Below are 24,365 nucleotides of genomic sequence, written 5' to 3' on the forward strand. Positions count from 1 at the left end.
GGTATCAGCTCCGCTGCTGCGACGCGGTGATGACCTGTGCGCCTTCGTCGAGGCCAGAAATGATCTCGGTCAGTTCGCCGTCGGTCGAGCCGATCTTGACGTTGACCGGGTGCGGACGCCCGTTCTCCAGCACATAGAGCGTGCGCGAGCCGTCGGTGGGCACTGTGGCGGCCTGGCGCTGGCGGTTGCCGCCGGGGCGGCCCATGCGGCCGGTGAACAGGTCGCTGAGGCTCCAGCCGCGTGCGGCCTGCTGGGCAGGACGATAGCGGAAGGCGGTGGCCGGTACGGTGAGCACGTCCTTGGCCTGCTTGGTGACGACCGAAACGGTGGCGGTCATGCCGGGCCGCAGCAGCAGCTCGTTGTTGTCGACCTCGAGCCGCGCATTGTAGGTGACGACGCCGTCGGTGGTGACCGAGGCATAGGAGATGTCGCGGATCTCGGCATCGAACGGCCGCTCGGGGAAGGCATCGACGGTGAAGCGGGCATGCTGGCCGGATTTGACCGCACCGATGTCGGCCTCGTCGACCGCCGCCACCAGTTCCATGTTCCTGAGATCGGCGGCGATGATGAACAGCACCGGCGCCTGCAGCGAGGAGGCGACCGTCTGGCCGGGATCGACCGAGCGCGTCAAAACGATGCCGTCGATCGGCGCATAGATTGTGCTCTTGGCAAGGTCGGTCTGCTGCGCCTTGAGGTCGGCCTGGGCGATGGCGAGGTTGGCCTGCGCACTGTCGAGAGCTGCCTTGGAACGGTCGCGCGTGGCGGTTGCTGCTTCAAGCGACTGGTCGGTCGCCATTCCGCGCTTGGTGAGCGCTGCGGCGCGGACAAGCGCCTTCTCGTTTTCGGCCAGCGTAACCGCGGCGTCCTCGACATTGGCGGCGGCGGCCTTGGCCGAAGCTTCGGCGCGCTCGATCTGGACTTCGAGTTTCACCGTGTCGAGTGTCGCCAGCACGTCACCCTTCTTGACCTGCTGGTTCTCCTCGGCCGAGACCGAGCGGATGATGCCGGACAGTTCGCTTGAAATATCGACTTGGGTGAGTGGTTGCAGCGTGCCGGTCGCCGACACCGCGACTGTGAGGTCGGCCTTGGCGGCAGGCACTGTGGTGTAGTCAATCCTGGCCGGCGAGCCGGCATACCATTGATAGACGCCAAGCGCGGCGACGAGCACGATCAGCGCCAGCAACGCATAGAGCCACCCACGACGGCGCGATCTGCGCCGGCCTGTCTGGTCGAGCCCAAGCGCCGTCTCGATGGCGGAATCCGATTCCGTCTTTGGCAGATTGACAATCTGGTCCACGCTGGACCCCTATAATGCGCAATGTCCCTATCTGTGCACAGATCAGGCTTACCGGTTCAAATATCAAATTAAATTTCGCCCATGTTGGGATTGAGGCAGGAATGAAAACCCGGAATTACTTGCTTTACGATGTGTTTACGACCGAGCGACTGGCCGGCAATCCTTTGGCCGTCGTGCTGGACAGCAAGGGATTGGACACGGCCGCGATGCAGGCCATCGCGCGCGAATTCAACCTGTCCGAATCGGTGTTCGTCCTGCCGCCGGACAATCCCAAGCACAAAAACCGCATCCGCATCTTCACGCCCGACTATGAAATGCCGTTCGCCGGCCATCCGACGGTCGGCGCCGCGATCGCGCTGGCCGAACTTGCGGAGGAGGGCGGCGCCGGCATCTTCGTGCTGGAGGAAAACATCGGTCCGGTGCGGTGCGCCGTCAGCAAGCATGACGGCAACACTTTTGCCGAGTTCGACCTGGCCAAGCTGCCGGAGCCGCTGAAGCTCGATGCCGATCCGGAGGCGATCGGTGCCGCGCTTGGGTTGACGCCGCATGAGATCGGCTTCGAGAATCACCGCGTCGCGTTCTGGTCGGCGGGCGTGCCCTACGTCACCATCCCGGTTGCCAATCTCGAGGCGGCGGGTCGCATCCGGCTGGACAACCAGGCATGGTCGGAACTGGCGCCGCGCAAGAGCGAGTGGGCCTTCGCCAGCCCCTATGTCTACTGCCGCGAAACGGTGAACCACGAAAGCGCCTTCCATGTGCGCATGATCGTGCCTGGCACGCCTTCCTATGAGGATCCGGCGACCGGCTCGGCGGCAGCCGCCTTTGCCGGCGCCATCATGCATTTCGACGCGCCGACCGATGGCATTTCACAGCTGTGGATCGAGCAGGGGCTGGAGATGGGCCGGCCATCGCGCATCCGCCTCGAACTGACCGTGCAAGGCGGAAAACTGGCCTCGGCGCGCATCGGCGGCAACGCAATCAAGGTGGCGGAGGGCAAGCTGTTCGTTTGATCGAACGCATGCTCGGTCGATTTGTCGGGAAATGATTCCGGCAGGGCTGGACAGGACCGATGGTGGCGGCTATATGCCCGCCAACGCCGGTTTTTGCCGGCCGAGTGGGTGCGTAGCTCAGTTGGTAGAGCAGCTGACTCTTAATCAGCGGGTCCACAGTTCAATCCTGTGCGCACCCACCAAATTCCTAGAAGAGTTGGTGGAAAGACCCTGAAAGCGAGACGCGTTTGGCGCATCTCGGGCAAGGCTGTCCGACCGTGATTCTTCAAACGCGCTATCCGGATCTTCTGGCGATTCAGCCGCGTTGGAAAATGCGGGTCAGAAACCGGCCGAATCGAAAAGCAAGGCTCCTTTCCCCGGCTGCAGCTTCGTTGGCGCCAGTTCCGTCTTTTCCCCCGGAGAAATCGCTGACGAGCCACCAGAAGAAGACCAGGAAGACAACGAAAATGCCGGTGTCGATCGGGCCATGACTTGAATAGCTGCTGTGACGGGACACAACAGCGACCGCCCCGGCGATAACACCGCAGCTGCGGCAGGATGAAATTCATCCACGAAAATCTGTTTGAGAATCGCCGTTGCGGTAAGATGCCCCCTTTGTCGTGACAACGGCATCTTTGTCGGCCGATACGGGGAATGAATAACTACTTCTCCGACACGCCAGCCTCTGCAAAACTCGCCATGCGGGCATGGCACTCCAGCGCCGAGCGGACGATGTTGACGGCGAGGCAGGCGCCGGAGCCTTCGCCGAGCCGCATGCCGAGATCGAGCAGCGGCGGCAGGCCGAGCGCTTCGAGCAGGCCGCGATGGCCTGACTCAGCGGAGACATGGGCTGCGATGGTGTGGGCGAGGCCGGTTGGATGCAGCTTTGCCAGCGGGGCTGCGGCGGCGGTGCAGACGAAGCCGTCGAGCAGCACGGGTATGCCCAGATGGCGGGCGGCGAGCGTCGCGCCGAAGATGGCGGCGAGTTCGCGGCCGCCGAGTGCGGCAGCAATGCCAAGCGGATCGGCGAGGGCTGCGGCGTGGCGCTTCAGGCCGGCTTCGATGGCGGCCACCTTGCGCTTCAAGCCGGCATCGTCGACGCCGGTGCCGCGTCCGGTCCATTTTTCCGCACCGCCACCGAACAGGGCTGCTGAAATGGCCGCTGCCGGCGTCGTGTTGCCGATACCCATTTCGCCGAAGCAGATAAGGTCCAGATCCTTCGTCACCGCATCATAGCCGGCCGAGACCGCCGCCAGAAAGGCCGCTTCGTCCATTGCCGGACCTTGGGTGAAGTCGCCGGTCGGATGGTCGAGATCGAGCGGAATGACGTCGAGTTCGGCGCCGGCCATGCGGGCAAGCTGGTTGATGGCGGCACCACCGCCGGCGAAGTTCGCCACCATCTGCACGGTGACTTCCGAGGGATAGGCCGACACGCCTTGCGCGGTGACGCCATGGTTGCCGGCGAAGACGAAAACCTTCACGTGGTCGAGTTTCGGCATGTCGCGGCCCTGCCAGCGCGCCAGCCACGCGGCGATGGTCTCGAGCCGGCCGAGGCTGCCTTGCGGCTTGGTCAGCGTGTCCTGGCGGCGTGCGACCGCATTGGCCGCGGCATCGCTGCCAGCCGGCAGGTCGAGGCAGGCGGCGCGCAATTCACTAAGGGACTTGAAGGACATGGGGGCAAAGTCTCCGAAAAGGAATCAGGCCATGGGGATCAGGCCAAAGGGATCAGGAAAGCGCTACGGAAGCGACGAGCAGCACCGCGATCTCGCTTGCCTGCTGCAAGGCGCCGATCGTGTCGCCGGTCTGGCCCTCGATCTGGTTGAAGCAAAGGGCGCGGAATGCGGCAAACAGCAGGCCAAGCAGGATCAGCGCGAAGACGGCGCCGCCCAGCCCGAGCAAGAGAAGCGGGATCGCGCCGAGCAAGGCGCCGGCTATGGCGGTTTCCTGCGAGACGGTGCCGGCGTCGACCGAGAGGCCGTCGACGCGCGCTGGAGGCAAGAGATGCATGAAGGCGCCAAGCAGGCCGCGCGAGGCCGCGTGTGCGGCCAGGAGGGCAAACAGGGCCTGTATGGGATCGACGAACTCCGACAGCGCGCTCCAGCGGACCAGCAGCGACAGAGCCAGCGCCGCCGCACCATAGGCGCCGATGAGGCTGTCGCGCATGATCTCAAGTTTGCGGCCGCGCGATTTGCCGCCGCCAAAACCGTCGGCGACGTCGGACAGGCCGTCCTCATGCAGGCAGCCGGTGGTGAGCAGGGTTGCCACAAAGGCAAGTGCGGCCGCCGGCCCCATGGCAAGGCCGAACCGTTCCGCCGTGGCAAAAACGATGGCGCCGATCAGGCCGACGACGAGACCGGCGATGGGGGCGGCCCAGATCGCCGCGGCAAGGCTGCGGCCGCGAAAATCGAAGACGGGCAGCGGCAGCCTGGTGAAGAAGACCAGGCAGAGCGCGATGTCGTCGACGGCCTGCCGTGGTGAAAGGGCCAGATTCCCGAATTTCATGCTCTAGCCCCTCGCGATCGCATGGAAGAAGGTGCCGCTGACATGGCCGCGCCGGTAGCCCGAGGCGCCGATCGGATTGCCCTGGCCGTCGGCAAGGTCGGCCAGCGGCTCGTCATTGCCGGTGGCCGTCATCTGCGCATAGTGGAATTCGTGGCCCCGGATCAGCGCGGCCTGTGCACCCAGCGGACAATCGGCACGCAGCCGCGCCTCGCGGTAGCCGAGGTTCATCTTGCGCCTGGCGAAGCTGGTGGCATGGCCGAGCAGGCCGAGCATCGCATGCGTTTCGCCCGACGCGTCCTCCAGGGCTTCGCCGAGCACCATGAAGCCACCGCACTCGCCATGGATGGGCTTCGTCGCGGCGAAACGCGCCATGCCGGCGCGGAAAGTCGCGGCGGCGGCGAGCTTGCCGGCGTGAAGCTCGGGATAGCCGCCCGGCAGCCAGCAAACGTCGCAGGTCCCGTCGGGCGCTTCGTCGACGAGCGGCGAGAACGGGACGATTTCCGCACCCGCCTTGCGCCAGTAGGCGGCGACATGCGGATAGAGGAAGGTGAAGGCGGCATCCTCGGCCAGCGCGATGCGTTGGCCCGGCGGCGCCAGCGCGTCGTCGAAACCGCCGGGCGCCGGGGTGAGGGGCGTCGCCAGGGCCATGATCGCATCGAGATCGAGCGACTTTTCCGCCATGTCGGCCAGCCGGTCGAGATGCGCCATCAGGTCGTCATATTCGCCAGCCTGGACAAGGCCGAGATGCCGCTCGGGCAGGTTCAGCGTGGGATCGCGCAGGATGGCGCCGACGACCGGCAGGCCGATCGCCTCGATGGCCTCGCTGCACAGCTTGCGGTGCCGCTCGCTGCCCAGCCGATTGAGCGCGACACCGGCCATGCGCACGTCAGGATCATAGGTGGCAAAACCCTTGGCGACAGCCGCCGCCGTAGTCGACTGGCCGGAGACGTCGAGCACAAGCAGCACCGGCAGGCCATAGAGCCGCGCCAGGTCGGCCGCCGAGCCGGTTCGGCCGGGAGCCGCGGGTATCCCGTCGAACAGGCCCATGGCGCTTTCCAGGATGACGAAATCGGTGTCATCGGCGGCTTGCGCGGCAAGCGCGTTGAGCAGCGATGGCGGCATCGCCCAGCTGTCCAGATTGACACCGGAGAGGCCCGTGGCGGCGGTGTGGAAGCCGGGGTCGATATAGTCGGGCCCGGATTTGGCGCCGCGCACCTTCAGCCCGCGCCGGGTCAGCGCCCGCAGGATGCCGATGGTGACGCTGGTCTTGCCGGAGCCGGAGCGCGGCGCGCCGATGATGATGGCGCGGGCCGTCATGCTTGCCCCGCCAGGGCCGCGCGCATGGCAACGATGCCGCCAACGACGATCAGCGCCGGCGAGGCCAGACCGGCGGCCGCAGCTTCCTCGGCAATGGTGGCGAGCGTGGCGACGACGGTCCGCTCCTGCGGCGTCGTCGCGGCGACGATCACAGCCGCCGGTGTCGACGGCGCCAGCCCGCCATCGAGAAGGGCGGCTGATATCAAGGGCAGATTGGCCATGCCCATATAGACGACGACAGGCTGGCCGGTGCGGGCGATCGCCGCCCAGTCGAGATCGTCATCGGTGCCGGCGGCGTGGCCGGTCGCCAGGATCACCGCCTTGTTGATGCCGCGCATAGTGGCGGGGATGCCGGTCGCGGCCAGCGCACTGAGGCCCGAGGTCAGGCCGGGCAGGACGCGGAACGGGATACTTTCCCGCGCCAGCGCCAGAGCTTCTTCGCCGCCACGGCCGAAAATATAGGGATCGCCGCCCTTCAGCCTGACGACGCGGCGGCCTTCGCGTGCGAGCCGGACCAGCAGGGCGGTGATGTCGTCCTGTTTCATCGACGGTTTGCCGCCGCGCTTGCCGGCAAAGAAAAGCTCGGCATTCTCCGCAACTGCGACAATGTCAGGGGACACCAGTGCGTCGTAGACCAGCGCATCCGCCTCGGCCAGCGCCGCCAGCACTTCCAGGGTCAGGCAGCCGGGGTCGCCGGGGCCGGCGCCGGCCAGCCAGACATGGCCCGGCTCCAGTTGGCGCGGCTTGAAGTTCAGCCGGGACAAGGCTTTTTCGAGCGTGGCGTTTTCGCCGGTGTTTTTGGTGCTGCCGCTCACAATCCGTCCCGTCCGCGAAAACGCCGCTGATAATGGGCGTCGTATAATGAACTCTCGCCAAAACCTCGCGCCGCCAGCGAGCGGCCGACGAAGATGATCGCCGTGCGCTCCATCGGATCGGCGGCGAGCTGTGCCTCGATGGTCGCCAGCGTGCCGGTCAGCACGCGCTCGTCCGGCCAGGAAGCGCGGAAGACGACCGCCACCGGGCAATCGCCGCCATAGTGCGGCGTCAGTTCGGCGACGACGCGATCGATGGCGTGGATGGCCAGATGAATAGCGAGCGTGGCGCCGGTGCGGCCGAAGCCGGCCAGCGTCTCGCCGGGCGGCATTTTTGAGGCGCGCCCGGAAATGCGGGTCAGCACAAGGCTTTGCGCCACTTCGGGAATGGTCAGCTCGCGGCGAAGTGCGGCGGCGGCGGCGGCGAAGGAGGGGACGCCCGGCGTCAGCGTATAAGGGATGCCGTGCTTTTCCAGCCGGCGGATCTGTTCGGCGACCGCGCTCCATACCGACAGGTCGCCGGAATGCAGGCGGGCGACATCCTGGCCTGATTTGTGCGCCTCGAGATAGGCGGCCTCGATCTCGTCGAGCGACATCGGCGCGGTGTCGACCAGCTTTGTCCCCGGCGCGCAGTGCTGCAGCAATTCGGGCGCGACGATCGAGCCGGCATGCAGGCAAACCGGGCAGTTTGCCAAAAGCCTTGCGCCGCGTAGCGTGATGAGGTCGGCCGCACCTGGACCGGCGCCGATGAAATGAACGGTCATGGCGCATCTCCGCTGATGGCGATGGCGCAGGTGACCGGGCCGAGCACGGTGCGGGGGCCAAGCAGTTTTGCGCCTGTGCCGGCCACGGCGAGGGCGGACGCCTCGGAGACCGATGGTGTGCCGGCAACATCCTGCGAGAGATCGGAATGGCTGAGCGTATCCGACGAGGCAGCTTGAAGTGCTGAGTCGTCGACGACGATGACGGGAAGACTCAGCGTGCGGCCAGCGGCGGCGATCGCTTCTTCATCCTTCTTGAACGCGGCAGTCGCCAGTGCCGACAGCGCCGTCATCGCCAACCCATGCGCCTCCAGCGCCGTTTCGATCGCCGCAAGCACGGCTTCGACGCCCACGCCCTTTCGGCAGCCTATGCCTGCGACCATCATGACTTCACCCAGCTCCATTGCGTCACTGGCATGGCCGGCCGCCAGGCCTGCATCGAGCCGACCGGCGAGGCCCGGGAGATATTTATACGCGTGAGATCGCCGCCGAGCTTCGTATGTTGGGCAAGAAGCAGGGCTTCCATCTCCAGCGTCACCGCGTTTGCCACGAGACGGCCGCCAGTGTGCAGGGCCTTGATGGCAGCGTTCAAGACACCGGCATCGCTGCCGCCACCGCCGATGAAGATCGCGTCTGGCGTGTCCAGTCTGGCAAGCGCCTTCGGCGCGCTGCCTTCGACCACGACAAGGCCGGGAACGCCACAAGCGGCGGCGTTGTGGCCAATACGGGCAGCGCGCACCGGATCGGCCTCGATGGCAAAAGTGCGCATGGAAGGGTGGGCCAGCATCCATTCGATGCCGATGGAACCGGAGCCGGCGCCGATGTCCCACAGCAACTCGCCGCGCCGCGGCGCCAGCGCCGACAGGGTGATCGCGCGGATTTCGCGCTTGGTGATCTGGCCGTCATGGTCGAACAGGTGATCGGCAAGGCCTGATGTGAGCGGCAGCACGCGCGCGTCCGGACCGGATTCAACTTCGACCGCCAGCACGTTGAGCGGATTGAGGTTTTCGAGGTCGAAGGCATCGGCGCGGACCGAGCGCTGGGTCTCGCTTGGCCCACCCAACGCCTCCAGGATTGTCAGCCGCGATGCGCCGAAGTCGAGTTCCGCGAGCAGGCGGGCAATCGCCGCGGGAGCCTCTGCATCCGAGGTCAGCGCCAGGATGCGCGCGCCTGGCTGCAGCAGTGGCCGGATCAGGTCGAGCGGCCGGCCGTGCAGCGAGACGGTTTCGATATCCTGCAGCGCCCAGCCGAGCCGGGCGGCCGCCAGTGAAACGGCTGAAGGCGCGGGGATAACGTGCATCTCCTGCGCCTTGACCTTGCGGGCGAGCGTGGCGCCGACGCCATGGAAGAACGGATCGCCGGACGCGAGCACACAGACGTTCCTGCCGGCAAGCGCCAGCACGTCAGCCATCTCGGCATCGAAGGGAACCGGCCATGGGCGCGGCTCGCCCTTGGCGAAGGAAGCGACAAGGGCGAGGTGCCGCTTGCCGCCGAAGATGATCTCAGCCTGGGCAATCCGCTGCTTGGCCTCGTCGCCGAGACCCGCTAAACCGTCCTCGCCGATGCCGACGACTGTCAGCCAGGCGGCTCGCGATTGACGCTCAGCAGGCATAATGACCCACCGTATCCTGATCCTCGGCGGCACCACCGAAGCGCGGCAACTGGCCGGAAAACTGGCGGCGCGTGCCTCGGTCACGCTGTCGCTGGCCGGCCGCACCGAAAGCCCGGTCGCGCAAGGCGTGCCGGTGCGAAGCGGAGGCTTTGGCGGCGCCGACGGGCTGGCCGCTTACCTCACGGAAACGGCCACCGATCTGCTGATCGACGCCACGCATCCCTATGCGGCGCAAATCTCCGCCAATGCCGCACAAGCCGCGCGCATGGCCGGCGTGCCGATCCTTGCCCTGCGGCGTCCCGGCTGGGAGCCTGCCGAAGGCGACCGCTGGACGTTGGTCGGTACGGTCGGCGATGCCGCGCAAGCGCTTGGACCGGCGCCGCGCCGCGTGTTTCTGGCACTGGGCCGGCAAGAGGTTGCGGCTTTCGAAGCAGCGCCCCAGCACCACTATCTCATTCGCAGTGTCGATCCGGTCGAGCCGAAGCTGGCCGTGCCCGACGCCGAATATCTGTTGGCCCGTGGCCCGTTTCGCGACGCGGAGGAACGCGCGTTGCTCGAAAGGCACCGCATCGATGTCGTGGTGTCCAAGAACAGCGGCGGCGAGGCGACCTTTGGCAAGATCGCCTCGGCGCGGGCGCTTGGCATCGAGGTGGTCATGATCCGCAGGCCTGATCTGCCGGACGTGCCCTCGGCTGAAACCGTCGAAGCGCTGGCCGCCATTGTCGATCGATTTGGGGTCGATCATTTTGTCCGTCCCGTGGACGAGCGCGGCGTGTAGACCAGCGCCGGCTTCTCCGTGCGCTTGATAATCCTGGTTTCCGGCGAGCCGATGATGATGCAGGTCGCCATGTCCGCCTTTTCAGCCTCGACATCGGCCAGCAGGTAGACCTCGATACGCTCGTCCGGGCGACCGGCGGCGCGGCCGAAGATTACCGGCGTGGTGCCCGGCAGGATGGCGGTCAGGCACTCGAAGGCGCGGCCGAGTTGCCAGGGGCGGGCCTTGCTGATCGGGTTGTAAAGCGCGATGACGAAGCCGGCACCGGCCGCCGCCAGCAGGCGCAGTTCGATCAATTCCCATGGCTTTAGATTGTCGGAGAGCGAGATGGCGCAGAAATCATGGCCGAGCGGCGCCCCGATGCGGGCGGCAACCGCCAGCATGGCGGTGATGCCGGGCACCACGGCGACATCGACCGCGCGCCATTCGACCGGACCGGCCTCGATCGCCTCGCAGACGGCCGCCGCCATGGCGAACACGCCGGGATCGCCACCGGAGACCACGGCGACCTCATGGCCCTCTGCGGCCTTGCTCAATGCGTCCTTGGAGCGGGCGAGTTCCTCGCGGTTGTCGGAAGCGACGCGGGTCTGGTCCGGGCGCAGGTCCAGCCGGTCGAGATAGGGTTTGTAGCCGTAAAAGAATTTCGCCTCGGCGACAGCGCGGCTGGCTTCCGGGGTGACCTGATCGGCGTTGCCGGGGCCAAGGCCGATGACGATGAGACGGCCACTCATACCTGCGCTCCCACGGCGCCGGGGCGGCCGGACCAGCCGGCGACCAGCACGATGGCGAAGTAGGGTGCCTTGTCGTCCTTTTTGTCGGCAAGCTTCATCGAGACGCTGCCGGCCATGGTGCCGCGCTCGACATAGACGGCGCGCGACAGCTTGGCCGTAGCCTCCAGCGCCCGCCTGATCTTGGGCAGGTTGCGGCCGACCTTCATGATCACGGCGGCATCGGTGTCGGCGAGCCGGCGGGTCAGTTCGAACTCGCTCAGCGTGCCCGGCAGCACGGTGAGCACGTCATCGCCCTGGACGATCGGAATACCGGTCTGCGACCAGCAGCCGGACATGGCGGTGACGCCGGGGATGACTTCGGTCGGAAAACGATGGGCGAGGCGCACATGCAGATGCATGTAAGAGCCGTAGAACAGCGGGTCGCCCTCCGACAGCACCGCAACCATTCTGCCGGCTTCGAGGTGCTCGGCGACCTTCTCGGCCGACTCCTCGTAGAAAGCCGTGATCTGCGAGCGGTAGTCGTCGTGATCCCTGGCGATTTCGGTTGTGACGGGATAGAGCAGCGGCAATTCCGTCATTTCGGGCCGGAACTGCGCTTCGACGATGGCACGGGCGTTGCTGTTGTTGCCGCGCTTGGCGAAATAGGCCACGACATCGGCCTCGGCCAGGATGCGGGCGGCTTTTAGGGTCAGCAGTTCGGGGTCGCCAGGACCGGTGCCGACGCCAACGAGGTGGCCTTTGAGAAAGGCGTTCACAGGCCAGGCCTCGCCAATGAATTGAGCGCGGCGGCGGTCATGGCACTGCCGCCAAGCCGGCCACGCACGATGGCGTAGGGAACGCCGTAGGAATTCTCGGCCAGCGCATCCTTGGATTCGGCCGCACCGACGAAGCCGACCGGCATGCCGATGATGGCCGCCGGCTTCGGTGCGCCATCGCGCAGTTTTTCCAGGAGATAGAATAGCGCGGTCGGCGCATTGCCGATGGCAACCACAGAGCCGGCCATGCGCTCGCCCCAGAGGTCGATGGCGGCGGCCGAGCGGGTGTTGCCGATCTCCCTGGCGATGTCGTGCGTACGCGGGTCGCGCAAGGTGCAGATCACCTCGTTGCCCGCCGGCAGCCTGGCGCGGGTGACGCCATGTGAGACCATTTCCGCGTCGCAGAAGATCGGCGCGCCGGCCGCCAAAGCGGTGCGGGCGGCGGCAACGAAATCGGTGGAGAACACAAAATGATTTGAAGCTTCGACCTGGCCGCAGGCATGGATCATGCGAATGGCGACATCGGCCTCAGCTTCGGAGAAGCGCGACAGATCGGCCTCGGCGCGGATGATGGCGAAGGAGCGCTCGTAGATCGCCGTGCCGTCATGGATGTAGTCGTAGGCGGCCATGCTCATTTCCGTTTTTCAGTTTGGGCCTGTCGGTAGGCCTCGGCGATACCGGCCGGCCCGAGCCTTGTCAGGCAAGCGGCGGCGGTTTCACCTTGATATCGTGTGCTGCGGATCATCGCCGCGACGCGGCCGATGCCGCGCGCGGCGTCATAGCCCGGCCTGTAGCCGGCAGGAAGGGCCTTTGCCGTCGCGTTCACGACAAGTCCGGCTCCATTTTCGCCGCCGACGATCGTCAGCGCTGCCGGACCGGGGTGGGCGCAGCCTTTGGCACAGCCGGAAATGTGAAGGGTGAAGTCGAGGATGTCGGCTGTTTCAGCGGCTATCGTCTCGGCGATGTCGCGTGTGGCGATGCGGCCGGAGGCGCAGGCCGGCATGCCCGGGCAAGCGGCAATGCGCGTGCGCGGGTCGGTGGGGGCGATGACGAAGCCGAGGGTGGCGGCTGTGTGCTGGAGGGGGCGGTTGGCGGCGGTTGGCTGACCGAGGAAGAGCAGGGCGCGACCGGGGGCGAGGCGGATTTCGGTTGTACCGAGGGTGAGGGCGTGTTGGGCGAGGGCGATGATGTTGTCCGCCGGCATGCTGCCGTAGGGCAGGGCGATGCCGAGGGCGGTGGCGTGGCCGGCTAAGGGGAAAAGGCCGATAGGTTTGCGCGAGGCGCCCCCCTTTGCCCTGCCGGACATCTCCCCCTCTAGGGGGGAGATTACGCCGTCACCGATGGTTTCGCCAATCTCCGGTGTTGTTAAGGAAAAGCCGGCGTCGAAGCTGCCAATCTCCCCCCCTGAGGGGGAGATGTCCGGCAGGACAGATCGGGGCGCCTCGCGCAAACTCGTCGAGCATAGCCAACCCGCCAGAGACACTAATTGCCTCTCCGATAAATCCCTTGCGTGAGCCTCGCGGCCTTTCTCTGCAACCATCCTTAGAGCTGCAACGGCAATATCGCGCGCCGCACCTTGATCGGCAAACGCCAGCGGCCTCGCATTCTGCCCGTCACCCGCGACAGACACCCGCCACCGAACTCCCGCATCGGTGCGCATTGCAGCAAGTCGCACATCTGCCGTCACTGCATCCAGCCCAAGCTGTCCGCCACCCTCAACAATCACCGAAACCTTCGGCCCCAGCCGTTGCGAGAGCCCAGCCTCTTCGACCGCCGCCCTGATCCGTTCAGCCAAAGGCCGCGGATCGGCGACCTCCTGCGGATCGATGCCTGCCAGCGGCCCGGTCTCGACCGAAACGCCGGTGCGCACCGCGATATCAAGCGCATCGACCTCCGCCGCCAGCAGCGCCGCGCTACCCGCCGTCAGGCCGCGTATCTGCAAACTGCCGCGCGCGGTGACTTCCATGATGCCATTGCCGTGCCGCAAAGCGGATTCGGCTAGTCCGATCAACGACTCTGGCGACATCCCCCCAGCGACCGGGTTGAGCCGCACCAGCAGGCCGTCGCCGGTTTGCATCGGCGCCGACAAAGCCGGACAGGCGCCGCGGCGCGAGAAGGCGTTCATGCCGCCACTCCAAGCGCTTCTGCCTCGGCAATCAGGGCTGCGAGATCGTCGTCGATGGAATTGCGCAAGGGGTGCCAGAGACTACGCCGGCGCGCCGACAGGAAGCGTTCGGCAATGATTTTTGCCGCGGCGGGGTTCTCGCGCAGGATGAAGGCGCGGACCATGGGATCGCCTAGATAGGCATCATGAACCGCCTCGATCAGCGTTCCCGAAATGGCGTGCGTGGTTTCGGCGAAGCCGACCAGCCGGTCGACGGTTTCGGCGAATTCGGAGGCACCGCGCGGGCCGTGCCGCATCTGGCCTGATATGAAGCGTGGATTGACGGCGCGGGCACGCACGACGCGCGCTACGGCCTCACTGATCGAGCGTGGCTTCGGCTTTTGCGGGTCCGTGGTGTCGAGCACGATGACGTCGGCATTCCTGCCGAGCGCCGCAAGTGCTGCGGAAAAGCCGCCGATGAAGGCCACATCGGCGGAGCCCTCGAGGATGTCGCGGCCGGGGTCGTCGCCGGTGTGGACGAGAAGATCGGCTTCGGCGATGCGGCCCTCGAAGGCGCCGGGCGCGGAGATGCCTTCGCCCCCGGCGCCGCCATAGGCGTGCGATGTAGCGTCGAGATAGGCGCGGCCGATTTCGTCGCGTGCCGCCCAGTCGCCGGAGGACATGAGATCCTCGACGCCGGTGCCATAGGTGCCCGGCGAGGTGCCGAAGATGCGCGGGCTGATCTTGCCGTCGGCGCGGGTTTTGGCCGCGAGCGGGTTTTCCGAATCGTCCTCGTCGCGCGCGGCAACCGCGTTGGCTGCGGCATCGATCAGCGCGATCTGGGTCGGGAACATGTCGCGGAACAGGCCCGATATGCGCCATGTGACATCGACGCGTGGCCTTCCGAGCGTGGCCGGCGGCAGCACTTCGATGCCGGTGATGCGGCCGGTGGCCAAATCCCATTGCGGCCGGCAGCCCATCAGCGCCAGGCCTTGAGCGATCTCCTCGCCGCCGGTGCGCAGCGATGCCGAGCCCCAGAGATCGATGACCAGCGAGCGTGGCCAGTCGCCATGCGACTGCATGTAGCCGCGCACGACTTCCTCCGCCGCGGCCTTGCCCAGATCATAGGCGGTCGGCGTCGGCATGGTGCGCGGGTCCGAGGTGAACAGATTGCGGCCGGTGGGCAAGACGTCCGAGCGGCCGCGCGCAGGCGCGCCCGCCGGACCGGCCTTGACGTGGCCGCCATCGAGCGCGGCAAGCAGCGCCGTCTTCTCGGCTTCAGCGCTTTGTCGCCGCATGGCGTCGGGCTCATCCTCCGGAGCGCGGCCATAGATATGCAGCCCGTCCTTGATGGCAAAATCCTTGAGATCGCAAAGCCAGGCGTCGATGCGGCGCAGCGCCTCGTCCGGTGCATCGGTTCTCGCGACGCCGGCTTCGGTGGCGAGGCCGGTTTTTTGCGCGGTGTCGACGATCAGTTTCGCCAGTCGGTCACGGCGGCGACGGTCGAGCCCGTCGGCCTGGGCATATTCATCGACCAGCCGCTCGAGCTTATGCTGGTTTTCGTCCAGCCCGGCGCCGGTCAGCGGTGGCGGCAAATGGCCAAGGGTGACGGCGGCAATGCGCCGCTTGGCCTGCGCCGCTTCGCCCGGGTTGGAGACGATGAAGGGATAGATGACGGGCAGGGGACCGGTGACGATCTCCGGAAAGCAGTTTTCCGACAGAGCAACGGTTTTGCCCGGCAGCCATTCAAGCGTGCCATGGGCGCCGACATGGACCAGCGCGTGGACGCCGAGCGACTTGCGCAGCCAGAGGCCGAAGGCGATCAGCGCATGGCGCGGGGGCAGCGTCGGGTCGTGGTAGTCGGCGCGGCGGTCGACGGAGCGGCCGCGGTCGGGGGCGAGGGCGATGGTGACGTTGCCGAAGGTGGCGGCGCGGAAGGGGAAGCTTCCGCGCAAACCTGTTTCGTCTTCCGCTTTGCCCCAAGCGGCTTCGACCGCAGTAATTGCCGCAGTCGGCAACTCCGTCGAGAAGGCAATGTAGTTATCTAAGGCCAATCCAGTATCGCTGGCTTCCAGCAAATCCAGCAACCCACGCGGCGTCTGCGGAATCCCCTCAATCACATAGCCCTGCTCCTTCAGGTCATGCAGCATGGCGAGCACGCTGGACGGCACGTCGAGGCCGACGGCATAGCCGGTTCGACCAGGAGCGCTAGGGTAATCCGGGATTAGGATGGCCAGCTTGCGCCCGGCGCGGGGTGTCTCCTGCAACTTGATGAAGGCCGCGACGCGGTCAGCGACCTGCGCCACGCGATCCGGTTCCGGCCGGTTGGCGAAGGCGCGGTGGCCGAGTGCGGGATCGGTCTCGGTCTCGCCCTTGAAGGAAATGGCGCCGGCGAGGACGCGGCCGTCGAGTTCGGGCAGCACGACATGCATGGCGAGGTCGGCGGGTGCCAGGCCACGCTGGTTGTTTTGCCAGATGTCGCGGCGGGTGGTGGCGACGATGACCTGGAAGACAGGCACGCCGGCGCGGTCGAATAGCGTTTCGATGCCGGGTTCGGCGCCTGAGGCGAAAGCGGTCGCGGTGATGATGGCGGCGGGCTTCAGCGCCGTCAGTGCTGTTTCCACGAAGGCGAGGGAGGTTGGGTCCTTGAGGCTGGAGACGAAGATCGGGACTGGGTCGATGCCGCGCTGCCGCAGCGCTTCAACAAGCGCATCGATGGGCGCGACATCGGCGGCCAGCAGCATCGAGCGATAGAACAGGATGGGGATGATAGGAGAGTTGACGTTGTAAGCGCCAGCATTCGATAAGTCCCGCTTCTCCACAACTCCACATCCGGGCACGTAAAAACCAGCTTTCGGCACCACCACCGGGCCGATAACTTCCGCATCCTGTCCCGCCAACCCCGCCAATTTCCGCACCAGTGCGCTCATATTCGCCGGGCCGCCCTCGCGGAAATAGTCGAGCAGGCCGTCCAACTCCTCGCGCGGCAGCGTCGAGGCTTCGATCAGGCGCAGATCCTCGTCGCGGCATTCGCCGGGCAGCAGCGCCAGTTTTATGCCGCGTTCGCGGGCGGTCGAGGCAAGCTGGTCGCAGCCGTAGCGCCACCAGTCGTAGCCGCCGAGGATGCGCACGAGGATGATCTTGGCATGGCGGGCGACGCTGTCGACCCAGAGGTCGACGGACATGGGATGGCGCAGGTCGCGCAGTGCGGCCAGCCGCATCGAGGGCAGGCGGTCGGCATCGGTCCTCCACGCCGCCGCCAGTCCGGCGAGGTCGCTGTCGGTGAAGGACAGGGCCACGATATCCGCCGGCGTCTGCCGCAGATCGACCGGCTCGGCGAGGTCGTCGAGCGAGGCGGATGTCGTGGTGAGGATGTGCATCGCGACCCGTGTCCGAAATCAGCCGGCGAGTATACGCTCGATCGCCGGGCGGTTCAGCCCTTTCAGGCCGATGACGACGAGACGCGAGCGGCGGTCATCCTCAGCGGTCCAGGCACGGTCATAGTAATGATTGACGCGCGGCCCGACGGCCTGCAGCAACAGCCGCATCGGCTTACCGCCGACCTCGACGAAGCCTTTTACACGCAGCACGTTCTCTTCTTCTGCGACCGTGGCGACGCGTTTTGCCAGTTCATCGGGATTGGCGACCGAGGCTATGTCGACAATGAAGGTGTCGAAGTCGTCATGCTCGTGGTCGAAGGCGCCGTCATGATGGGATTTGCGGTTCTCGATGTCGTCCTCGACGGCGAGACCGAGCCCGAGCAGCACGGAGGGATCGACCTTGCCATGCGACGTCGGCAAGATCTTCACTGCGCGGGCGGAGTGTTCGCCAATGATGGCATTGGCGCGGGCGGTGCCGGCGGCGTCCATCAGGTCGCTCTTCGACAGGATGATCAGGTCGGCGCAGGCGATCTGGTCCTCGAACACTTCTTCCACCGGATCGTCGTGGTCGAGCGTCTCGTCCCCGGCGCGCTGCGCCTGGAGGGCCTCCATGTCGTTGGCGACGCGGCCTTCGGCCAATGCCGGTCCGTCGACCACGGCGATGACGCCATCGACGGTCACCCGGCTTTTCACGCTCGGCCACTGAAAGGCCTGGACCAGCGGCTTGGGCAGTGCCAGGCCCGAGGTTTCGATCAGGATATGGTCGACCTTCGGCGTCAGCGACAGGATTTGGTCGAGCGCCGGGACGAAGTCGTCGGCAACGGTGCAGCAGATGCAGCCATTGGCCAGTTCGACGATGTTTTCCTCGGGGCAGGTGTCGATGCTGCATCCCTTGAGGATCTCGCCATCGATGCCGATGTCGCCGAATTCGTTGACGATGATGGCGATGCGCTTGCCGCCGGCGTTTTCCAGGAGATGGCGGACCAGCGTCGTCTTGCCGGCGCCGAGGAAGCCGGTGACGACGGTGCAGGGAACGCGGGAGAGGTTTGCAGACGAATCTGGGGCAGTCATGGTCAGTCCTTCAGCATGTCGATGGGTGGAATGCGGGCCACGAGGCCGCGCTTGAGGCTATCGGGGCGGCCACGCCACGGGATCAGGCCATCTTTCGAGGTGGCGAAGAGCTTTGCGCCTGTCACGAGGTCGGCGCCGCTTGTCGCGGTCAGGTCGCCGAAGACATAGCTCCAGCAGCCGTCGCGCAGGATCGCGGCGCTGAGGCGCCGCTTGCAATTGCCAAGGCATTCGACGCTGCGGATGCGGATATCGTCGCCAGCGGCGGCGCGGCGCGTGTCGTCCGTCAGCAACTCGCCGGCGCGGGGATGAGCGTCGGAGCCGGTCTCATTGCGGCAGGAGCCGCAGACGATGATGGTGACGCCGGCCAAGGCATCATCATGGCCGGACGAAATATCCGCTGTGCCAGCCGAAAAACTGCTGTCGTGGTCCAAAGATCGGGCTCCTTGCCCGGAAACCCGCCGGGCGATCGGATTCTACAGTCGCAGACGGCAGGTCTCCTGGCTCGCGCGTCATCGCCTTGGGTAGCCGCCTTCCCGGGAACTCCCAGTGGCTTTCGGCCTTGGCTCTTCGCTTACAGTTGCGGGGACAGCCGCGGATTTGGGATTTTGCCCCGCACCGCATTCCCTCTTAGCCCTTGCCGTTGCGGGCAAGGGACCATCTGGAACCGGATTTAGGCTTTTGCGGGCGGCGGTGTCAACGCGAGCTTACGACACGGCTATGTCGGCCAGCGCCGGCCCCAAATCCCCGGCAGGCGTCACTTCGATGCGTTCGAGCCCGAGCCAACCTTGCATCTGCTTCAATTCCTCGAACAGCTCCGCAGCAGTTTCAGGCGGCGCACCGGGCTCCGCATAGGCTGCATGGACGCGCAGTATGCTGGCCGGGCGATCTGCCTTGAGGTCGATGCGCGCCACGATCCGGTCGCCGAGCAGGAACGGCAGGACATAATAGCCATACTGCCGCTTGTCGGCCGGTGTGTAGATCTCGATGCGGTAGTGGAAATCGAACAGCCGCTCGGTGCGCGAGCGCTCGAAGACGACCGGATCGAAGGGTGCCAGCAAGGCGCGGGCCTCGACTTTGCGCGGCAGACGGGCGTCCCGGTGAAGATAGGCCGGCTTGTCCCAGCCTTCGACACGCACCGGCAGCAACTCGCCCGTTTCAACCAGTTCCTCCAACCGGCCTTTCATATCGGCCGGCGACAGGCGGAAATAGTCGCGCAAATCGCTTGAAGTCGCCACGCCGTGGGCGCGGGCGGAAATGCGCAGCAATTCGCGGTGCGCGTCCTCAGGCGTCGGCACCGGCAGATCGAGGATCGCCTGCGGCAGCACGCGCTCGGGCAGGTCATAGAAGCGCTCGAAACCGCGGCGGTGCGCCGTGGTGATGCGGCCGGCCCAGAACAGCCATTCGAAGGCGTGTTTGGCATGGCTCCAGCCCCACCAGCCGCCCGAACCTTTCTGGCCCTCCAGCGCGGAAGCGGCGATCGGGCCGCGCTCGGCGACCTCGCGGTAGATCTCTTCGATGTAGGCGGCGTGTTCGCGGCCCCATTTGGCGAGACCCAGATACATTTCCTCGCCCCGCTCGGCGCGCTGCATGCGCCAGCGCATCAGCGGGTATGTCTCGACCGGCAGGAAGGAGGCCTCGTGCGCCCAATATTCGAAAACCATGCGCTTGCGCGTCACGGCCGCGTTGTCGAGCAGAGCGAGCGGGTAGGGGCCAAGGCGCGAATAGAGCGGCATATAATGAGCGCGCACCACCGCGCTGACGGAATCGATCTGCAACAGGCCGGTGCGGGAGAGCGTGCGGGCAAAATGCCGGCGGTCGGGCGTGCCGGTCGGGCGAGGATCGAGGAACCCTTGGGCGGCAAGGGCGATGCGCCGGGCCATCGGGAGCGAGATCTTTTCCTTCATGCAGGTATCACTTTGAAGTGTTTTGACCGAGGGTCGAATGGCTGATTCCAACCCATGCTAGCAGGGTTTTGGCAGCATTCATGTCAGGAGAGAAAAGTGGAGTAAAAAGCGAAGGAAATCAAACAGGAGCGGATCGGACCAGTTTGCCGCGATATGCCGTCCAGGTCGATGTTTTGAACAAGGTTTGACTTGCTTCGCTGGAAGTGCTGCGCTAACCCTCGCCGCGTTGCAGCATAGGCCCTTAAAACGGTTCAGCGGTTAAACTGTCACGCTTCCGCATTAGGGTCCGGTGCTGTAATCAACGTGGATTGGCGCCAACGGAAAGCCGAGCATGAACGCACTCTTGAGCTCATACCTGCCCATCGTCCTGTTCATAGGCGTGGCGCTGGTTGTCGGCCTGGCGCTGCTGGCCGCGCCCTTCCTGGTGGCCTACCGCAATCCCGATCCCGAAAAGCTTTCCGCCTACGAGTGCGGTTTCAACTCGTTCGACGACGCCCGCATGAAGTTCGACATCCGTTTCTACCTGGTGTCGATCCTGTTCATCATCTTCGACCTGGAAGTAGCCTTCCTGTTTCCGTGGGCGGTGTCGTTTTCGAAGATCGGAATGCTCGGTTTCTGGTCGATGATGGTTTTTTTGGCGGTGCTGACCATCGGCTTTGCCTATGAATGGAAAAAAGGAGCGCTGGAATGGGATTGAACGACAGTTCAGGCACCCTCGTCGCGCCGAAGCCCAAGGGCATCATCGATCCCAACACCGGCAGGCCGGTGGGGGAGGACGATCCCTTCTTCCTCGAGATCAACAACGAGTTGGCCGACAAGGGCTTTCTGGTCACTTCGACCGAGGCGCTCATCACCTGGGCGCGCAGCGGGTCGCTGATGTTCATGACGTTCGGCCTCGCCTGCTGCGCGGTCGAGATGATCCACACCTCGATGCCGCGCTATGATTCGGAGCGGTTCGGTGTCGCGCCACGCGCGTCTCCGCGCCAGTCCGACATCATGATCGTCGCCGGCACGCTGACCAACAAGATGGCGCCGGCGCTGCGCAAGGTCTACGACCAGATGCCGGAGCCGCGCTACGTCATCTCGATGGGCTCCTGCGCCAATGGCGGCGGCTATTACCACTACTCCTATTCGGTGGTGCGCGGCTGCGACCGCATCGTGCCGGTCGACATCTATGTGCCCGGCTGCCCGCCGAGCGCCGAAGCGCTGCTCTACGGCATTCTTCTCTTGCAGAAGAAGATCCGCCGCACCGGCACGATCGAACGGTAAATCCATGACCGCATCCCTGAGCGAACTGTCGACCTATCTCGGCGAGAAGCTGATCGGCCGCGTGAACGAGGCTGATATCGCCTATGGCGAACTCACCGTCCATGTCGAGCCGCGCGATCTGGTCGAGGTGATGACCTTCCTGCGCGACGATGCGCGCTGCCAGTTCATCTCGATCATCGATGTCTGCGGCGCCGACTATCCGTCGCGGGCCAAGCGTTTCGACGTCGTCTATCACCTGTTGTCGCCGAAGCAGAATGTGCGCGTCCGCGTCAAGGTGCAGGCCGACGAGGAAACCATGGTGCCGTCGATCACCGGCGTCTATCCCGGCGCCGACTGGTTCGAGCGCGAGACCTACGATCTCTACGGCGTTTTGTTCTCCGGCCATCCCGACCTGCGCCGCCTGCTGACCGACTATGGCTTCGAAGGCCATCCCTTGCGCAAGGATTTCCCGCTGACCGGCTTCGTCGAGGTGCGCTACGACGACGAGGCCAAGCGCGTTATCTATGAGCCGGTCGAGCTCAAGCAGGAATTCCGCAATTTCGATTTTCTGTCCCCGTGGGAAGGTACGGATTACGTGCTGCCGGGTGACGAGAAGGCAAAGCAGTAAATGGCTGAAACCTCCGTCCGCAACTTCAACATCAATTTCGGCCCGCAACACCCCGCGGCGCACGGCGTTTTGCGCCTTGTGCTGGAGCTGGACGGCGAAGTCGTCGATCGCGTCGATCCGCATATCGGACTGCTGCATCGCGGTACCGAAAAGCTGATCGAAGCCAAAACCTATCTGCAGGCGGTACCCTATCTCGACCGGCTCGACTATTGCGCGCCGATGAACCAGGAACATGCCTTTGCGCTGGCCGCCGAGCGTCTGCTCGGCATCGAGGTGCCGAAGCGTGGCCAGGTGATCCGCGTTCTCTACAGCGAGATCGGCCGCATCATGTCGCACATCCTCAATGTGACGACGCAGGCGATGGACGTCGGTGCGCTGACGCCGCCGCTGTGGGGCTTCGTCGAACGCGAAAAGCTGATGGTGTTCTATGAGCGCGCCTCCGGTTCGCGCATGCATGCCGCTTATTTTCGGCCCGGCGGCGTCCATCAGGACCTGCCGCGTCAGCTGGTCGAGGACATCGGCAAGTGGATCGACCCGTTCCTGAAGTCGATCGACGACCTCGACCGGCTGCTGACCGGCAACCGCATCTTCAAGCAGCGCAATGTCGATATCGGCATCGTCTCGCTGGCGGATGCCTGGGCTTGGGGTTTTTCGGGCGTGATGGTGCGTGGCTCGGGTGCAGCCTGGGACCTGCGCAAGTCGCAACCCTATGAATGCTATTCGGAGATGGATTTCGATATTCCGATCGGCAAGAACGGCGACTGCTTCGACCGCTACCTCGTGCGCATGGAAGAAATGCGCCAGTCGGCGAAGATCATGCGCCAGTGCGTCGACCTTTTGCTCGGCAAGGAGAGCACCGGCCCGGTGTCGAACCTCGACGGCAAAGTGGTGCCGCCCAAGCGCCAGGCGATGAAGCGCTCGATGGAAGCGCTGATCCATCACTTCAAGCTCTACACCGAGGGTTATCGCGTGCCGGCCGGCGAGGTTTACGCCGCTGTCGAGGCGCCGAAGGGCGAATTCGGCGTCTATCTGGTTTCCGACGGCTCCAACAAGCCCTACCGCTGCAAGCTGCGCGCGCCGGGTTTCGCGCATCTGCAGGCGATGGATTTCCTCTGCCGCGGCCACATGCTGGCCGACGTCACCGCCGTTCTCGGCTCCCTCGACATCGTGTTTGGTGAGGTCGATCGCTAAATGTCAGTCCGCCGTCTCGCAGAAGCCAGCGTCCAGCCAGCATCCTTCGCCTTCAACCGGGCGAATGCCGCGGCTGCGAAGCAATGGATCAAGAAGTACCCGAAGGGCCGTGAACAGTCGGCCATCATCCCGCTTCTGATGATAGCACAGGAGCAGGAAGGCTGGGTGACGAAGGCGGCGATCGAGACGATCTCCGACATGCTCGGCATGCCCCGCATCCGCGGGCTGGAAGTCGCGACCTTCTACACGCAGTACCAGTTGAATCCGGTCGGCACGCGTGCGCACATCCAGGTCTGCGGCACCACGCCCTGCATGCTGCGCGGTTCGGAAGCGCTGATGGATGTCTGCCGCTCCAAAGTCCATCACGACCAGTTCCACACCAACGACAAGGGAACCTTGTCCTGGGAAGAGGTGGAATGCCTCGGTGCCTGCGTCAACGCACCGATGGTGATGATCTTCAAGGACACGTTCGAGGATCTGACGCCGGAACGCCTGGCTGAAATCATCGATCTCTATGACGCCGGCAAGGGTGCTGCGGTAGAACCGGGGCCGCAGAATGGCCGCACCGGCTCGGAGCCGGCCTCCGGCCTCACCACGCTGAAGAGCGAAAAGGCGATCCTCAAGTCGACCCGCGACAGGGAAGCCAGGGAGGCGGCCAAGGCCGCCAGGGCGGCACCCGACGCGATCGTCGCAGCGCCGGTGCCGGCGCCGGCCGCGGCCCCTGTCGCACCGTCCAACACCAGCAAGCCGAAGACCGACGCCCCTGAAACCAGCCCGGCGTTGAAGACGCCTTCAAAAACCAAGGTCGCGCCGGCGGTTGAAAAGGCGGCGAGTGTTGCCGCTCCACTGCATTCGGCCGCCAATGCCAACAAGGCAGACTCCAAAGTCGAGCAGGTTTCCAAGCAGCGCAGTGGCCCCATCACCAAGGCCGAGCCGGCCTCCGCCTTCAAGGCGCCAGAGGTCAAGGTACCGGCCGCCAAGCCGGCCAAACCGTCGCTCGGGGACAAGAACCGCCCGGCCGGCATCGACAGGCCGGCACAGGTCGATGACCTCAAACTGATCTCCGGCGTCGGCCCCAAGATCGAGGGCATCCTGCATACGCTGGGCATCTTTACCTTCGCGCAGGTCGCGTCGTGGAAGAAGGCCGAACGCGAGTGGGTGGATGGCTATCTCTCTTTCCAGGGCCGCATCGATCGCGACGACTGGGTCAAGCAGGCCAAGGCGCTCGCCAAGGGTGGCGTCGCCGAATACATCCGCGTCTTCGGCAAGAAGCCGGTCTGAGGGACGA

At 65.5% G+C, this 24,365-nt stretch carries 23 protein-coding genes, 1 tRNA gene and 1 riboswitch; of the genes, 8 read left to right on the forward strand and 16 right to left on the reverse strand.

All coding sequences use genetic code 11. The features are described 5' to 3' along the window. Window positions 1–4: 4 nt before the first annotated feature. Window positions 5–1,297 (reverse strand): efflux RND transporter periplasmic adaptor subunit, encoded by a 1,293-nt coding sequence (locus AC0NIL_RS16840; RefSeq protein WP_275952778.1) that lies wholly within the window; start codon window positions 1,295–1,297, stop codon window positions 5–7. Between the two features lie 101 nt (window positions 1,298–1,398). Here AC0NIL_RS16840 and AC0NIL_RS16845 point away from each other — a divergent pair, with 101 nt between their 5' ends. Both AC0NIL_RS16845 and AC0NIL_RS16850 read left to right on the forward strand, forming a co-directional pair. After that, the gene (locus AC0NIL_RS16845) at window positions 1,399–2,307 is read left to right on the forward strand and encodes a PhzF family phenazine biosynthesis protein (protein WP_027160563.1); all 909 of its coding nucleotides are present in this window, start codon (window positions 1,399–1,401) and stop codon (window positions 2,305–2,307) included. Between the two features lie 106 nt (window positions 2,308–2,413). Then, window positions 2,414–2,489 (forward strand) — tRNA-Lys (locus AC0NIL_RS16850). A gap of 459 nt (window positions 2,490–2,948) precedes the next feature. Here AC0NIL_RS16850 and cobT read toward each other — a convergent pair. From cobT to cbiE, 7 genes are read right to left on the reverse strand one after another with little or no spacing between them, the layout of a single operon-like run. Beyond that, the gene (gene cobT, locus AC0NIL_RS16855) at window positions 2,949–3,959 is read right to left on the reverse strand and encodes a nicotinate-nucleotide--dimethylbenzimidazole phosphoribosyltransferase (RefSeq protein ID WP_473573152.1); all 1,011 of its coding nucleotides are present in this window, start codon (window positions 3,957–3,959) and stop codon (window positions 2,949–2,951) included. A 52-nt stretch (window positions 3,960–4,011) separates the two neighbouring features. Then, window positions 4,012–4,788 carry an adenosylcobinamide-GDP ribazoletransferase gene (locus AC0NIL_RS16860; RefSeq protein ID WP_473573151.1) on the reverse strand — a complete coding sequence of 259 codons (777 nt, stop codon included), beginning with the start codon at window positions 4,786–4,788 and terminating at the stop codon, window positions 4,012–4,014. Window positions 4,789–4,791: 3 nt separating this feature from the next. Next, the gene (locus AC0NIL_RS16865; protein WP_063168248.1) at window positions 4,792–6,105 is read right to left on the reverse strand and encodes a cobyrinate a,c-diamide synthase; all 1,314 of its coding nucleotides are present in this window, start codon (window positions 6,103–6,105) and stop codon (window positions 4,792–4,794) included. Then, window positions 6,102–6,920 (reverse strand): uroporphyrinogen-III C-methyltransferase, encoded by an 819-nt coding sequence (cobA, locus tag AC0NIL_RS16870; RefSeq protein ID WP_063168247.1) that lies wholly within the window; start codon window positions 6,918–6,920, stop codon window positions 6,102–6,104. The genes AC0NIL_RS16865 and cobA overlap by 4 nt, the downstream gene beginning before the upstream one ends. Further along, on the reverse strand, window positions 6,917–7,681 hold the full coding sequence (gene cobM / locus AC0NIL_RS16875; RefSeq protein WP_024501374.1) for a precorrin-4 C(11)-methyltransferase: 765 nt from the start codon (window positions 7,679–7,681) through the stop codon (window positions 6,917–6,919). The genes cobA and cobM overlap by 4 nt, the downstream gene beginning before the upstream one ends. Continuing rightward, on the reverse strand, window positions 7,678–8,064 hold the full coding sequence (locus AC0NIL_RS16880; RefSeq protein WP_473573150.1) for a cobalamin biosynthesis protein: 387 nt from the start codon (window positions 8,062–8,064) through the stop codon (window positions 7,678–7,680). Before AC0NIL_RS16880 ends, cobM begins: the two co-directional genes overlap by 4 nt. Further along, complete coding sequence (gene cbiE / locus AC0NIL_RS16885; protein ID WP_473573148.1) at window positions 8,061–9,290, reverse strand: precorrin-6y C5,15-methyltransferase (decarboxylating) subunit CbiE; 1,230 nt, start codon at window positions 9,288–9,290, stop codon at window positions 8,061–8,063. The genes AC0NIL_RS16880 and cbiE overlap by 4 nt, the downstream gene beginning before the upstream one ends. 1 nt (window position 9,291) lies before the next feature. On the opposite strand from cbiE, the gene AC0NIL_RS16890 reads away from it, so the two are divergent. After that, complete coding sequence (locus tag AC0NIL_RS16890; protein ID WP_064993759.1) at window positions 9,292–10,068, forward strand: cobalt-precorrin-6A reductase; 777 nt, start codon at window positions 9,292–9,294, stop codon at window positions 10,066–10,068. On the opposite strand, the gene AC0NIL_RS16895 is transcribed toward AC0NIL_RS16890, so the two are convergent. The 8 genes from AC0NIL_RS16895 to AC0NIL_RS16930 form a co-directional block, all read right to left on the reverse strand. Further along, window positions 10,032–10,796 carry a precorrin-3B C(17)-methyltransferase gene (locus tag AC0NIL_RS16895; RefSeq protein ID WP_473573146.1) on the reverse strand — a complete coding sequence of 255 codons (765 nt, stop codon included), beginning with the start codon at window positions 10,794–10,796 and terminating at the stop codon, window positions 10,032–10,034. The genes AC0NIL_RS16890 and AC0NIL_RS16895 overlap by 37 nt on opposite strands. Then, a complete protein-coding gene (locus tag AC0NIL_RS16900; RefSeq protein ID WP_473573144.1) occupies window positions 10,793–11,551 on the reverse strand; it encodes a precorrin-2 C(20)-methyltransferase in 759 nt (252 codons plus the stop codon). The genes AC0NIL_RS16895 and AC0NIL_RS16900 overlap by 4 nt, the downstream gene beginning before the upstream one ends. Then, window positions 11,548–12,180 (reverse strand): precorrin-8X methylmutase, encoded by a 633-nt coding sequence (locus tag AC0NIL_RS16905; RefSeq protein ID WP_024501368.1) that lies wholly within the window; start codon window positions 12,178–12,180, stop codon window positions 11,548–11,550. Before AC0NIL_RS16905 ends, AC0NIL_RS16900 begins: the two co-directional genes overlap by 4 nt. Window positions 12,181–12,182: 2 nt before the next feature. Continuing rightward, window positions 12,183–13,676, reverse strand: a complete 1,494-nt coding sequence (cobG, locus tag AC0NIL_RS16910) for a precorrin-3B synthase (RefSeq protein WP_473573142.1) — start codon at window positions 13,674–13,676, stop codon at window positions 12,183–12,185. Beyond that, window positions 13,673–17,035 (reverse strand): cobaltochelatase subunit CobN, encoded by a 3,363-nt coding sequence (gene cobN, locus AC0NIL_RS16915; protein WP_473573140.1) that lies wholly within the window; start codon window positions 17,033–17,035, stop codon window positions 13,673–13,675. Before cobN ends, cobG begins: the two co-directional genes overlap by 4 nt. An 18-nt stretch (window positions 17,036–17,053) precedes the next feature. After that, a complete protein-coding gene (gene cobW / locus AC0NIL_RS16920) occupies window positions 17,054–18,106 on the reverse strand; it encodes a cobalamin biosynthesis protein CobW (protein WP_473573138.1) in 1,053 nt (350 codons plus the stop codon). A 2-nt stretch (window positions 18,107–18,108) separates the two neighbouring features. After that, a complete protein-coding gene (locus AC0NIL_RS16925) occupies window positions 18,109–18,537 on the reverse strand; it encodes a DUF1636 family protein (RefSeq protein WP_013531088.1) in 429 nt (142 codons plus the stop codon). 39 nt (window positions 18,538–18,576) lie between these two features. Then, window positions 18,577–18,780: riboswitch (cobalamin riboswitch) on the reverse strand. 30 nt (window positions 18,781–18,810) lie between these two features. Then, window positions 18,811–20,010 carry a winged helix-turn-helix domain-containing protein gene (locus AC0NIL_RS16930; protein WP_275952788.1) on the reverse strand — a complete coding sequence of 400 codons (1,200 nt, stop codon included), beginning with the start codon at window positions 20,008–20,010 and terminating at the stop codon, window positions 18,811–18,813. Between the two features lie 331 nt (window positions 20,011–20,341). Between AC0NIL_RS16930 and AC0NIL_RS16935 the strand changes: the two genes are divergently transcribed. The 5 genes from AC0NIL_RS16935 to AC0NIL_RS16955 are packed head-to-tail and all read left to right on the forward strand — an operon-like array spanning window position 20,342 to window position 24,358. Continuing rightward, a complete protein-coding gene (locus tag AC0NIL_RS16935) occupies window positions 20,342–20,707 on the forward strand; it encodes an NADH-quinone oxidoreductase subunit A (RefSeq protein ID WP_010910112.1) in 366 nt (121 codons plus the stop codon). After that, window positions 20,698–21,279, forward strand: coding sequence for a NuoB/complex I 20 kDa subunit family protein (locus AC0NIL_RS16940; protein WP_013531090.1), 582 nt, complete (start codon window positions 20,698–20,700; stop codon window positions 21,277–21,279). The genes AC0NIL_RS16935 and AC0NIL_RS16940 overlap by 10 nt, the downstream gene beginning before the upstream one ends. A 4-nt stretch (window positions 21,280–21,283) precedes the next feature. Next, the gene (locus tag AC0NIL_RS16945) at window positions 21,284–21,886 is read left to right on the forward strand and encodes an NADH-quinone oxidoreductase subunit C (protein ID WP_275952790.1); all 603 of its coding nucleotides are present in this window, start codon (window positions 21,284–21,286) and stop codon (window positions 21,884–21,886) included. Beyond that, on the forward strand, window positions 21,887–23,077 hold the full coding sequence (locus tag AC0NIL_RS16950) for an NADH-quinone oxidoreductase subunit D (RefSeq protein WP_024501361.1): 1,191 nt from the start codon (window positions 21,887–21,889) through the stop codon (window positions 23,075–23,077). Further along, window positions 23,078–24,358, forward strand: coding sequence for an NADH-quinone oxidoreductase subunit E (locus tag AC0NIL_RS16955; protein WP_013531093.1), 1,281 nt, complete (start codon window positions 23,078–23,080; stop codon window positions 24,356–24,358). Window positions 24,359–24,365: the final 7 nt, after the last annotated feature.

The organism is Mesorhizobium sp. WSM1343, assembly GCF_055901535.1.

Coding starts and splice junctions, on each gene's coding strand:
- cobN (WP_473573140.1), bottom strand. CDS start 17,035: ATGCACATCCTCACCACGACATCCGCCTCGCTCGACGACCTCGCCGAG.
- cobM (WP_024501374.1), bottom strand. CDS start 7,681: ATGACCGTTCATTTCATCGGCGCCGGTCCAGGTGCGGCCGACCTCATC.
- AC0NIL_RS16845 (WP_027160563.1), top strand. CDS start 1,399: ATGAAAACCCGGAATTACTTGCTTTACGATGTGTTTACGACCGAGCGA.
- AC0NIL_RS16930 (WP_275952788.1), bottom strand. CDS start 20,010: ATGAAGGAAAAGATCTCGCTCCCGATGGCCCGGCGCATCGCCCTTGCC.
- AC0NIL_RS16865 (WP_063168248.1), bottom strand. CDS start 6,105: ATGACGGCCCGCGCCATCATCATCGGCGCGCCGCGCTCCGGCTCCGGC.
- AC0NIL_RS16895 (WP_473573146.1), bottom strand. CDS start 10,796: ATGAGTGGCCGTCTCATCGTCATCGGCCTTGGCCCCGGCAACGCCGAT.
- cobT (WP_473573152.1), bottom strand. CDS start 3,959: ATGTCCTTCAAGTCCCTTAGTGAATTGCGCGCCGCCTGCCTCGACCTG.
- AC0NIL_RS16935 (WP_010910112.1), top strand. CDS start 20,342: ATGAACGCACTCTTGAGCTCATACCTGCCCATCGTCCTGTTCATAGGC.
- cobW (WP_473573138.1), bottom strand. CDS start 18,106: ATGACTGCCCCAGATTCGTCTGCAAACCTCTCCCGCGTTCCCTGCACC.
- AC0NIL_RS16950 (WP_024501361.1), top strand. CDS start 21,887: ATGGCTGAAACCTCCGTCCGCAACTTCAACATCAATTTCGGCCCGCAA.
- AC0NIL_RS16955 (WP_013531093.1), top strand. CDS start 23,078: ATGTCAGTCCGCCGTCTCGCAGAAGCCAGCGTCCAGCCAGCATCCTTC.
- AC0NIL_RS16860 (WP_473573151.1), bottom strand. CDS start 4,788: ATGAAATTCGGGAATCTGGCCCTTTCACCACGGCAGGCCGTCGACGAC.
- AC0NIL_RS16905 (WP_024501368.1), bottom strand. CDS start 12,180: ATGGCCGCCTACGACTACATCCATGACGGCACGGCGATCTACGAGCGC.
- AC0NIL_RS16945 (WP_275952790.1), top strand. CDS start 21,284: ATGACCGCATCCCTGAGCGAACTGTCGACCTATCTCGGCGAGAAGCTG.
- cbiE (WP_473573148.1), bottom strand. CDS start 9,290: ATGCCTGCTGAGCGTCAATCGCGAGCCGCCTGGCTGACAGTCGTCGGC.
- cobG (WP_473573142.1), bottom strand. CDS start 13,676: ATGAACGCCTTCTCGCGCCGCGGCGCCTGTCCGGCTTTGTCGGCGCCG.
- AC0NIL_RS16890 (WP_064993759.1), top strand. CDS start 9,292: ATGACCCACCGTATCCTGATCCTCGGCGGCACCACCGAAGCGCGGCAA.
- AC0NIL_RS16940 (WP_013531090.1), top strand. CDS start 20,698: ATGGGATTGAACGACAGTTCAGGCACCCTCGTCGCGCCGAAGCCCAAG.
- AC0NIL_RS16880 (WP_473573150.1), bottom strand. CDS start 8,064: ATGATGGTCGCAGGCATAGGCTGCCGAAAGGGCGTGGGCGTCGAAGCC.